The organism is Acidovorax sp., assembly GCF_047607405.1.
Taxonomy (GTDB): domain Bacteria; phylum Pseudomonadota; class Gammaproteobacteria; order Burkholderiales; family Burkholderiaceae_C; genus Acidovorax.
In genome coordinates this window covers 68,863-79,761 of the sequence record NZ_JASGDA010000108.1, presented here as the reverse complement: position 1 = coordinate 79,761, position 10,899 = coordinate 68,863, and the positions used below count along the sequence as shown (strand labels likewise).

Sequence of the window (10,899 nt, the reverse complement as noted above, 5' to 3'; positions counted from 1 at the left end):
GCGCGGCGTGCTCCGCGGGCTGGCCGTGGCCGCCACCGGCGGCACCGCCGCCTGGCTGGGCTGGCGCCACCTGCCCTGGGCGCAGTGGCAGGCCCAGCACGCCACCGCCACGGGCGAGCGGCGCAGCATCGCCCTGGCCGACGGCGGCACGCTGCTGCTCGACACCCGCACCACGCTCGACGTGGACTATGGCGCCGGATGGCGCCGCCTGCGCCTGCACGGCGGCGCCATCCTCGTCACCACGCACGCCGACCCGCAGACGCCGCCGCGCCCCTTCGTCGTCGATACGCCGCAAGGCCGCATCCTGGCCCTGGGCACGCGCTTCGAGGTGCGCACCGAAGGCAACGCCACCACGGTGACGGTGCTGGAACACGCGGTGCAGGCCACGCCCCGGGAGCAGCCCGCAATGCCCCGCCCCGTGCGCGCGGGCGAGCGGCTGCGCTTCAGCGCCACCGGCACGCAGGATCTCCGGCCCGCCCCCGCTGGCACCGGCGCCTGGGCGCAAGGCCAGCTCATCGCCACCGACATGCCCCTGGCCGACGTAACAGCCGAGTTGGCCCGCTACCGGCGCGGCTGGCTCAGTTGCGACCCGGCCGTGGCGGGTATCCGCGTGTCCGGCGTACTGCCCCTGGCCGACACCGACCAGGCCCTGGCGGCGCTGGAAGAAGGCTTCCCCGTGCGCGTGGTACGGCAGTGGGACGGCTGGCGCACGCGGGTGCAGGGGCGGTGAGCCTTTGCTTTGCTGCACATACAATTTTGTACTAACATTGGCGTATGAACACCCGTTTTGAATGGGATCCGGCAAAGGCCCGCACAAACCTTCAAAAACACCGGGTGAGCTTTGAAACTGCTGCCCGCGCCTTTGCCGACCCGTTTGCCCTGGCGGCACAAGATCGCATCGAGGGCGGGGAACTGCGCTGGCAGACCCTGGGCCTTGTTGACGGCCAGATACTGATCTTGGTGGCCCACACCACGTGGGACGACGAGGACGGCACCGAGGTCATCCGCATCATCTCGGCCCGGCACGCAGACCCGAAGGAGAGAAGACGCTATGAGCAAAACCGTTCGCTATGAAGTCAACCTGAACGCCCTGCCGCCGCTCACCGCTGCGCAGCAGGCAGAAATCGAGGCCCTGGCGAAAATGTCTGCAGGCGACATCGACTACAGCGACATTCCGCCCCTCAACGCCGAATTCTGGCAAAAGGCCGTGCGCAATCCCTTCTACAAGCCCACGAAAACGGCCACCACCGTGCGCGTGGACTCGGACGTGCTGGCCTGGCTCAAAAGTCAGGGCAAAGGCTACCAGACACGCATCAACGCCATCCTGCGAGAAGCCATGCTGCGCTCCGTGGACGCGCAGAAGAAGGCCCATGGATAAGCCAACACCCTCAACGCTGGACAAGGTTTTTGCCAATCGGCCCGGCGGACGCGCACCAGCCTGAGACCCTCGGCACCGAACAACGCCGCCGCGCCGCCGATGACGACTTGGCGCTGCACCGTTGGAGGCACCATGTAACGCTATTATTAACATAGCTGCCAGTGCTTACCAGATAAGCACAAGCGGCCAATTTCACCCATATTTTCAGCACAAGAATCGGCGGTAAGCGAAAAAAATTCGCCCCGCCTTTCACTTTGCAGCCTCCTCGCGTGTCTCCCTCGTTGAAAGCCATTTTTTCAACGGAAGGAAGCACCATGACGGTTCATCACACCCAGCCAACCCGCGCAGCCGCCCCGCGCCGCCACGCCATCGCGCAGGCGGTGGGCGTGCTGCTGATCTGCGGCACGCTCACCCAGGCTGCCCCGCACGTACAAGCGCAGACACAGGCGCAGCAGCCCGCCCCGGCTGCCGCCGCCGCGCACCATTTCGACATACCGCCCGGCCCGCTGACCGAGACGCTGAACCGCTACGCCAGCGCCGCCGGGGCGGCCTTGACCTTCAGCGCGGCGCAGACCGGCGGCAAACAGTCGCCCGGCGTCACCGGCCGCCACACGGTGGCCGAAGGCTTCGCGCGCGTGCTGGAGGGCTCGGGGCTGATGGCGCAGGAAACAGGGCCAGGGCGCTATGCGCTGGTGCAGTTGCCACGGCCCGCCGCGCCAGCCAGCACCGAAGGGGCGACACTGGCCGCCGTCACGGTCACAGCGCAGGCCGGGCGCAGCGGCACCACCGAAGGCACCGGCAGCTACGCCACGGGCGCCACCGCAGCCGCCACCGGCCTGGACCTCTCGCCGCGCGAGACGCCACAGTCCGTCAGCGTGGTCACGCGCCAGCGCATCGACGACCAGGGGCTGCAGGACCTGGGCAACATCCTGCTGAACACCACCGGCGTGTCCGCGCAGCAACTGGACAGCGAGCGCACCGTTTTCGCCGCGCGCGGCTTCGGCATTTCTGATCTGCAGTACGACGGCATCTCCACCTATTACAAGAGCAACTACGCCGCCGGCGAATCGGAACTCGACTCCATCATCTACGACCGCATCGAAGTCGTACGCGGCGCCACCGGCCTGCTGTCAGGTTCCGGGGAGCCATCGGCCTCGGTCAACCTGGTGCGCAAGCATGCGGACAGCAAGACCTTCCAGGGTGAAGCGACTCTAAGCCTGGGCTCCTGGAACAACCGGCGCGGCACGCTGGATGTCTCCACGCCGCTCACGCAGGACGGTCGCATACGGGGTCGCATCGTCGCCGCCCATGAGGACAAGGAGGCTTTCTTCGACCGCTACGAGCGCCAGCGCAGCACGCTGTACGGCGTCGTCGATGCCGACCTGGCGCCCGCCACCACGCTGAGCGTGGGCGCGAGCTACCAGCACGGCGACGCCCGGGGCCTGACCTATGGCGGCGTGCCGTCGTGGTACACCGACGGTACCCCGACCCGTTTCGACCGTTCCTTCTCCGTGGCGCCCGAATGGAACAACGAGAAGGTCAACGTGCGCAACGCCTTCGCCAATCTCGACCACCAGTTCGACAACGGCTGGAAGGCCCAGATGCGGCTGATGCACAGCAAAAGCACCGTGGACAACCAGCGGCTGTTCGTCTGGGGCTTTCCCGATCCTGGTACGGACCTGATTGCAGATGAGCCCTCCATTGGCCGCTTCCCCGGCTATCGCAAGCAAAACAGCGTCGATGTGCGGTTGTCCGGCCCGTTCACGCTGGCCGCGCGGGAGCATGAGGCCATCGTGGGCATAGCGCATGCCGATCACCGCTATGCCTTCGACTGGGTGGGTTCCAGCACGGCCTGGAATTCTCCACTGAACGTGCGGGACTTCGGCTCCGTGGCCGAGCCGCAATGGGACTACGGCACGCGCGAACTGTCCGAACGCAACCATACCCGGCAGACGGCGGCCTATGGCGCATTGCGCCTGTCGCTGGCCGATCCGCTGAAGCTGATCGTGGGCGGGCGCTACACCCGCTACGACCGCGCTGGCGCGGGCTGGGCCTCCAGCGGCGAATACGACTACAACGCCCACAAACTCGTGCCCTATGCCGGGCTGGTGTACGACCTCGATGCCACATACTCGGTCTATGGGAGCTACACGGGCATCTTCAATTACCAGGACTACCGTGACCGCACCGGCGCGTGGCTGGATCCGGTCAAGGGCAAGGCTTATGAGACCGGCATCAAGGGCGCATTCCTGGATGGCAAGCTCAATGCCTCGCTGGCGCTGTTCCGCATCGAACAGGACAACCTGGCGCAGGAGGATGTAGGCCATCTGATACCGGGCACCGACGGTACCGCCTACTACGGCGCCCAGGGCGCGGTGTCCAAAGGCTTCGAGGCCGAACTGTCGGGCGAGTTGGCGTCCGGCTGGCAAGCGGCATTGGGCGTTTCGCACTTCTCGGCCAAGGATGCGTCAAACAACGACGTCAACACCAACCACCCACGCACTTTGCTGCGCCTGTTCACGACCTATCGTCTGCCCGGCGCATGGCACAAGCTGACGCTGGGCGGCGGCGTCAACTGGCAAGGCCGGGTGTATTACGACAACGTCGGCCCGCACGGCGAGCGCCAGCAGCAGAACGCCTACGCGGTCGCCAGCCTGATGGCGCGGTATGACTTCTCCCCGGCGCTGTCATTGCAGCTGAACGTGAACAACGTCATGGACAAGAAGTACCAGCGGGCGGTCAACTGGTATGGTCAAGTGACATGGGGAACGCCGAGGGAATTCGGCGCCACGCTGCGGTACAGGTTCTGACCGGGGCGGGCTGCAAAGCGGGGCGCCGCACCGTCGGTCGCCATTCTTCGGCTATGGTTACGTCTTCCCTTTCGCATCGCGCTCTGCCTCCACCATGCCCCGCACCCCTGACACGGATCCCGGCTCCATCACCCGCGTGGCCGGCATAGCGGTCGGCCACTTCACCGACACCCGCCGCCCCACGGGCTGCACCGCCATCCTGGCCCGCGAAGGCGCCGTGGCGGGCGTGGACGTGCGCGGCGCCGCGCCCGGCACGCGCGAGACGGACCTGCTCCACCCCTCGAACCTGGTGGACAAGGTACACGCCATCGTGCTGGCGGGCGGCAGCGCCTGGGGCCTGGACGCCGCCACCGGCGCGGTGCGCTGGCTCGAAGAACGCGGCGTGGGCCTGGACGTGGGCGTGGGCCGCCTGCCCATCGTGCCCGCTGCCGTGCTGTTCGACCTGCTGGTGGGCGACATGCGCATACGCCCGGATGCGGCAGCGGGCTATGCGGCCTGCGAGGCCGCCAGCGCGCGCGACCCCGGCGAAGGCAACGTGGGCGCGGGCGCTGGGGCCGCCGTGGGCAAGATTTTCGGCATCGGCAGCGCGATGAAGGGCGGCGTGGGCACGGCCTCGGTCACGGTCGATGGCGTGACGGTGGGCGCCCTTGTCGCCTGCAACGCCCTCGGCGACGTGATCGACCCCGACACCGCCCGGGTGATTGCCGGAGCGCGCACGGCGGACGGCCTCGCCTTGCGCGACTCCCGCCGCGCCCTGCTGCGCGGCGAGGCGCCCCAGCCGCTGCTGGCGGGCACCAACACCACCATCGGCGTGGTGGCGACGGACGCCGTCATCACCAAGGCCCAGGCCCACCGCCTGGCCGTGGCCGCGCACGACGGGCTGGCGCGCAGCATCAACCCCGTACACACCCTGTCGGACGGCGACACGCTGTTCAGCCTGGGCACGGGCCGCGCGGGCAAAAGCCCGGGCATGATGGTGCTGGCCACCATGGCCGCAGAGGCGGTGGCGCTGGCGACCGTGCGCGCGGTGCGCATGGCGCGGTCGATCACCACGGCAGACGGCCTGCACCTGCCCTGTGCGACGGATTTTTAAGCCCATGCCCCAAACCTTCCGCAACACCCTTCTCACGCTGCGCGACCTGATCGTGTCCGCCGGTCCGCTGGCCTTTTTGGCCGTGGGCCTGCTGGTGCTGGCCTACTGGTGGCTCAACCCCAACCCGCCCAAGACGGTGACGCTGGCGACCGGCCCGGCGCAGAGCGCCTACGAGGAGTTCGGCAAGCGCTACCAGAAGGCACTGGCGGCGGACGGCATCGAGGTCGTGCTGTTGCCGAGCGAAGGCTCGTCGCACAACCTGCAACTGCTGCGCGAGGGCCGGGCGGACGTGGCCTTCGTGCAGGGCGGCACGGCAGACCTGCTGCCCGAGGACACGGACGCGCTGCTCTCCCTGGGCAGCCTGTTCGTGGAACCCGTGTGGCTGTTCTACCGCACCGACGCGGCCCAGAGCCTGCACAAGACGCCGCGCCTGTCCAGCCTGCGGCAACTGGCCGGGTGGCGGGTGAACGTGGGATCGGACGGCAGCGGCGTGCCCAAGCTGATGGAACGCCTGCTGCAAGCGAACAAGGTCGAGCCCGGCGAGGTACAGCTGTCGCGCCTGGAGCAGACGCCCGCCACGGTGGATTTTCTGGCGGGCAAGCTGGACGCGCTGGTGTTCGCATCCGCCCCCGAGTCGCTGATGGTGCAGATGCTGCTGCAGACGCCCGGCGTGCAGTTGCTGGACTTCGGGCAGAACGAGGCGTATGCGCGGCGCTTTCCGTTCCTCACGCCCGTCACGCTGCCGCGCGGCGTGGTGGACCTGGCCGCCAACGTGCCCGCCCGCGACGTGCGGCTGGTGGCGTCCACCACCTCGCTGCTGGCACGCGACGGCACGCACCCCGCCCTGCTCACGCTGTTCGCCCAGAACGCGCAGAAGCTGCACGGCGGCGCGGGCTGGTTCAACCGGGCGCGGGAGTTCCCCAACTCGCGCGCCAGCGAACTGCCCATTGCCCGCGAGGCCGACCGCGCCATGAACGAGCCGGTGCCCGTGCTGCAGCGCTACCTGCCGTTCTGGATCGCCAACCTGATCGAGCGCATGGGGCTGGTGCTGGGCCTGCTGCTGGCCTTCATGCTCCCGCTGTCGCGCGTCGTGCCGCCGCTGTACCAGTTCCGCGTGCGCTCGCGCGTGTTCCGCTGGTACGGCCGCCTGCGCGAGATCGAGAACGACATGGAGACGGGCAAGGCCGATTCCGCCGCGCTGCTCAAGGCGCTGGACGGGCTGGAAGCGCAGGTGGAGAAGGTGAGTGTGCCGCTGTCCTACGCGGACGAGCTGTACGCGCTGCGCAACCACATCCACCTGGTGCGCAAGAAGCTGCTGCGCTGAGGCGCATCAGCGGTTTTTGGGTGGCTTGGCGGAGGGCAGCGGCGCGGGCTTGGTCAGCGGCGCCAGCCGCGAGTTGACACCCCGGGGCTTCGGCTCGGGCGCCGGGGCTGGCGCAGACACCACGCGCAGCGCGCCTTCCGCCGCCAGCTTGTCACGCATGCGCCGCGTCATCGACTGGGTGCTCGCGTCCGGCGCGGTGAAGAGGAACAGCGTGCCGTGCGGACTGGCCCAGGTGAGCTGGGTGCGCACGGTGCGACCGTTGGTCACCAGCTCCACCCAGGTGCCGATCGTGAACTGCCCGAATGGGTCGGGGGCGGCCTGCTCGCCAGGCGCCTGGGCGCTGGGGCCTGCCTCGGGCGCGGGCGGGGCCTGCTCGACGGGAGGTTCCGGCAAGGGCTCCGGCATGGGTTCTGGCACTGGCTCGGCAGCGGGCGCAGGCTTCTCGAAGGCTTGCTGGTGCAAGCCCACCAGCCGCTGCAGCAAGGCGCTGGTCTGCGCGGGCGGGTAGCCGATGGTCTTCAAGCCCTTGCGCAGCTTGGCGAGCAGGCCCGGGATGGATTCGTTGAGGCGGTCGGGCTCCAGGCGCGTCAGCTCGGGCTGCGAGCTCCACAGCAGCACGGGCACCAAGGCCAGGTAGCCGCCAGGGTCGTCTTCGGGCGCATCAGGCGGCTGGAGCACCTGCGCCAGGGCCACCACGTCGGCCCAGGGGCCCACCGCAAAGTCCAGGATGTCGCGGGGCACCTTGCCTGCACCGGGCAGCCTGCGGATGTCGGCGGCGATCTTCTCGGCCAGCAGCTCGCGCTGCTCGGCATGCTCCTGGGCCTTTTGCTGTGCTTCCTGGTGGTCCTTGAGTTTCTTCTCCTGCGTGTCCCAGGCCGATTGCAGGGCCTTGAGCACGGTGTCGAAGGGGCCTGCGTCGCGGATCTCGGCTGCGGCCAGATGATCGACAGCGCCTTTGAGCAGGCGCATGAAGCTGCTGAACCCGGATGCTGCCTCGGATGTGAAGGCCAGGCTGCGCTGCGTCAGCTCGTCCAGCAGGCGCCGCGCGGGGTGGGCGCTGTCGGTGAAAAAGCGCTGGTCGTGCTGCACGAGCTGTTTGAGCGCGGGCTCCAGGGTCTGCACAGCCTTCTGCACCGGCGGCAGCAGGCGGGTGTCCTGCGCGATGTTGGCCATCATGCGGCCCACCACCTCGACCGCCATGGCGGGGGACTGCAGCGCCGCGTCCATGGGCATGGTGGCATAGACGACCGGCGCCATGCCAGACGGCGCGCGCCAGCCCGCCAGAGGCCCCTGCAGCGATCCGGGCTGGCTGTTGATGACGACCGCGGCGCCGCCCGGATGGCCCGACAGGCGGCCCACGATGCGCTCCAGCTGGGCGATGTCTTCCATGGCCTCGGCGGCGGCGTTGGCGTTGGCGTTGGCGGGGTAGTAGGCGCCGCCCGCACCCTGGGGCCCATGGGCTGGGTGCCCCACGTGTACGGCCTGGACCGGCGCCGCGCCCATGACCGGCACCGCGCCGTAGCTGCGCGGGTCGAACGGGTCCCCCCCGGCCAGCATCTGGCGCAGGATGCCGACGGTCAGCAGCGCTTCTTCAGCAGCGGGCGCGATGCCGCCTTGCTGCGAGTCACCACCCCAGCCGACCGCAGGGCCCATGCCGCCGCGCCCATAGTCGCCCATGGGGCCATAGCCCGAATAGCCGCCGCCATAGCCCGTGCCCGGGCCGCCGTAGCCTGACCCATAGCCGGTGCCGCCGTAGCCCGTGCCCAGGCCCGCGCGCCCGCTGCTGCCCGGCGTGCCCAGCACGGCATAGCCCACGGGCTGTATGCCGTGCTCGCGCAGGCTGGCCGCCGTGCGCCGGTATTCCTCGACCAGCAGCTTGCCCAGCAGGTCGCGCATGTGCTGCATCCAGAGCTGCCGCACCTCGGGCGACACGCCGGTGTCGCCCACCACCCGCTGCAGCGCGCGGATGTAGCTTTCGGGGCGCAGCGGGTTGCGCTCGGGCTGCACGCTGCGCAGGCCCTGGGCCGAGCTGACCAGGGTGTTGAGTTCCGCCAGCACGGCGTCGGTGGCATGCAGGGCCGACTGCTGGGCCTTGGACAGCTCCACCTGGGCCTGCATCTCGCTCTCGTCCATCAGCGACAGCTCGCCGAAGTCCATGCCCGTTTCTTCGGCGGTGGTGCGGCCCTTGGCAACGGACGGGCCTTCGGCAAAGGTCTCCAGCAGCGCCATGGGATAGCCCTTGACCAGGGCCGCCTCGTGCTGGTTGAGCAGGCGCAGGCTGTCGCTGAGCAGGTTGCGCTGCAGGATGTCGCGCACCACCCGCTCCTGTTCGGCCAGCGCCCCCTGCGTGACCTTGATGAGTTGCTGCATCAAGGCCTCGCCCCCGCGCACCGCGTTGACCACGCAGGCGCGGAAAACGGTTCGGGCGTTCAACGCGGGCTGGGACATGGAAGCAGAAGAATCGTCGGGCGGGTGGTGCCTGTCGCCATCCTACTTGAGCCAGGCGCTTATTTCAGGGCCTTGTAGCGCATGCGCTTGGGCTTGGCGCCCTCTTCGCCCAGGCGTTTTTTCTTGTCGGCTTCGTATTCCTGGTAATTGCCGTCGAAGAACGTCCACTGGCTGTCACCTTCGGCGGCCAGGATGTGGGTGGCGATGCGGTCGAGGAACCAGCGGTCGTGGCTGATTACCAACACCGTGCCCGCGTATTCCAGCAGCGCGTCTTCCAGGGCGCGCAGGGTTTCCACGTCCAGGTCGTTCGAGGGTTCGTCCAGCAGCAGCACGTTGCCGCCCGCGATCAGCGTCTTGGCCAGGTGCAGGCGCCCGCGCTCGCCGCCCGAGAGCATGCCCACCTTCTTCTGCTGGTCGCCGCCGTTGAAGTTGAAGCGGCCCGCGTAGGCGCGGCTCGCCATCTGGAACTTGCCGATGTTGATGATGTCCAGGCCGCCGGAGATGTCTTCCCACACGGTCTTCTCGTCCGAGAGCGCATCGCGGCTCTGGTCCACGTAGGCCATCTTGACGGTGGAGCCGATCACGACCTCGCCGCTGTCGGGCTGCTCGCGGCCCGCGATGAGCTTGAACAGCGTGGACTTGCCGGCCCCGTTCGGGCCGATGATGCCGACGATGGCCCCGGCGGGGATGTTCATCGACAGGTTGTCGATCAGCACGCGGTCGCCGAAGGACTTGGTAACGCCCTTGAACTCGATGACCTGCGTGCCCAGGCGCTCGGCGACGGGGATGAAGATTTCCTGCGTCTCGTTGCGCTTTTGGTATTCGTAGTCGCTCAGTTCCTCGAAGCGGGCGATACGCGCCTTGCTCTTGGCCTGGCGGCCCTTGGCGTTCTGGCGCACCCATTCCAGTTCTTTCTTCAGGGCCTTGGCGCGGGCTTCCTCGCCCTTTTGCTCGGATTCGAGGCGGGCCTGCTTCTGGTCCAGCCAGGTGCTGTAGTTGCCCTTGTACGGAATGCCGTGGCCGCGGTCCAGTTCCAGAATCCACTCGGCCGCGTTGTCGAGGAAGTAGCGGTCGTGGGTGATGGCGACCACGGTGCCGGGGAAGCGGTGCAGGAACTGCTCCAGCCAATCGACCGATTCGGCATCCAGGTGGTTGGTGGGCTCGTCGAGCAGCAGCATGTCGGGCTTGGACAGCAGCAGGCGGCACAGCGCGATGCGGCGCTTTTCGCCGCCGGAGAGCACGCCGACCTTGGCGTCCCACGGGGGCAGGCGCAGCGCGTCGGCGGCGATCTCCAGCTGGTGTTCGGAATCCGTGCCCGCCGTGGCGATCACGGCCTCCAGCCGGGCCTGCTCGGCCGCCAGCGCGTCGAAGTCTGCGTCCGGCTCGGCATAGGCGGCGTACACCTCTTCGAGCTTGGCCTTGGCGGCAAAGACCTCGCCCATGGCCTCCTCCACGCTCTCGCGCACCGTGTGCTCGGGGTTGAGCTGCGGCTCCTGCGGCAGGTAGCCGATCTTGATGCCGGGCATGGGGATGGCTTCGCCCTCGATCTCCTTGTCCACGCCCGCCATGATTTTCAGCAAGGTGGACTTGCCCGAGCCGTTGAGGCCCAGCACGCCGATCTTGGCGCCGGGGAAGAAACTCAGGGAGATGTCCTTCAAGATCTGCCGCTTGGGCGGCACGGTCTTGGAGACGCGGTTCATCGAATAAACGTATTGGGCCATTGGGGGGTCTAACCTGCGGAAAAGTGAGCGGACAAACCTCGATTATCGGGCCATGCGACAATACCGCCCGTGACGGCTCCAGTTGCCCGCCACATCAGCACTTTGCTGGGGACGATGCAGGCTGC

General features: G+C 68.4%; 8 protein-coding genes. 6 read left to right on the top strand and 2 right to left on the bottom strand.

Going from position 1 to position 10,899, the window contains the following annotated elements; all coding sequences use genetic code 11:
• From QM569_RS13015 to QM569_RS12990, 6 genes are all read left to right on the top strand, one after another.
• A partial coding sequence (locus QM569_RS13015) for a FecR domain-containing protein (protein ID WP_414987658.1) occupies nucleotides 1-730 on the top strand: 730 nt, incomplete at its 5' end.
• 44 nt (nucleotides 731-774) lie between these two features.
• A complete protein-coding gene (locus QM569_RS13010) occupies nucleotides 775-1,074 on the top strand; it encodes a BrnT family toxin (protein ID WP_414987657.1) in 300 nt (99 codons plus the stop codon).
• Complete coding sequence (locus tag QM569_RS13005; RefSeq protein WP_414987656.1) at nucleotides 1,052-1,378, top strand: BrnA antitoxin family protein; 327 nt, start codon at nucleotides 1,052-1,054, stop codon at nucleotides 1,376-1,378. The genes QM569_RS13010 and QM569_RS13005 overlap by 23 nt, the downstream gene beginning before the upstream one ends.
• A 314-nt stretch (nucleotides 1,379-1,692) precedes the next feature.
• The gene (locus tag QM569_RS13000; protein WP_414987655.1) at nucleotides 1,693-4,188 is read left to right on the top strand and encodes a TonB-dependent siderophore receptor; all 2,496 of its coding nucleotides are present in this window, start codon (nucleotides 1,693-1,695) and stop codon (nucleotides 4,186-4,188) included.
• Nucleotides 4,189-4,282: 94 nt separating this feature from the next.
• A complete protein-coding gene (locus tag QM569_RS12995) occupies nucleotides 4,283-5,281 on the top strand; it encodes a P1 family peptidase (protein ID WP_414987654.1) in 999 nt (332 codons plus the stop codon).
• Between the two features lie 4 nt (nucleotides 5,282-5,285).
• Nucleotides 5,286-6,605 (top strand): TAXI family TRAP transporter solute-binding subunit, encoded by a 1,320-nt coding sequence (locus QM569_RS12990; protein WP_414987653.1) that lies wholly within the window; start codon nucleotides 5,286-5,288, stop codon nucleotides 6,603-6,605.
• Nucleotides 6,606-6,611: 6 nt separating this feature from the next.
• Here the strand turns inward: QM569_RS12990 and QM569_RS12985 are convergent, their stop codons facing one another.
• Nucleotides 6,612-9,053, bottom strand: a complete 2,442-nt coding sequence (locus QM569_RS12985; protein ID WP_414987652.1) for a DUF1631 family protein — start codon at nucleotides 9,051-9,053, stop codon at nucleotides 6,612-6,614.
• 59 nt (nucleotides 9,054-9,112) lie between these two features.
• Entirely contained in the window at nucleotides 9,113-10,774 is a 1,662-nt protein-coding gene (gene ettA, locus QM569_RS12980) for an energy-dependent translational throttle protein EttA (protein ID WP_414987651.1), read from the bottom strand.
• Nucleotides 10,775-10,899: the final 125 nt, after the last annotated feature.

Bases quoted from the DNA above. Each gene is read 5' to 3' on its own strand.
- QM569_RS13010 (WP_414987657.1), top strand. From the start codon at position 775: ATGAACACCCGTTTTGAATGGGATCCGGCAAAGGCCCGCACAAACCTT.
- QM569_RS13005 (WP_414987656.1), top strand. From the start codon at position 1,052: ATGAGCAAAACCGTTCGCTATGAAGTCAACCTGAACGCCCTGCCGCCG.
- QM569_RS13000 (WP_414987655.1), top strand. From the start codon at position 1,693: ATGACGGTTCATCACACCCAGCCAACCCGCGCAGCCGCCCCGCGCCGC.
- QM569_RS12995 (WP_414987654.1), top strand. From the start codon at position 4,283: ATGCCCCGCACCCCTGACACGGATCCCGGCTCCATCACCCGCGTGGCC.
- QM569_RS12990 (WP_414987653.1), top strand. From the start codon at position 5,286: ATGCCCCAAACCTTCCGCAACACCCTTCTCACGCTGCGCGACCTGATC.
- QM569_RS12985 (WP_414987652.1), bottom strand. From the start codon at position 9,053: ATGTCCCAGCCCGCGTTGAACGCCCGAACCGTTTTCCGCGCCTGCGTG.
- ettA (WP_414987651.1), bottom strand. From the start codon at position 10,774: ATGGCCCAATACGTTTATTCGATGAACCGCGTCTCCAAGACCGTGCCG.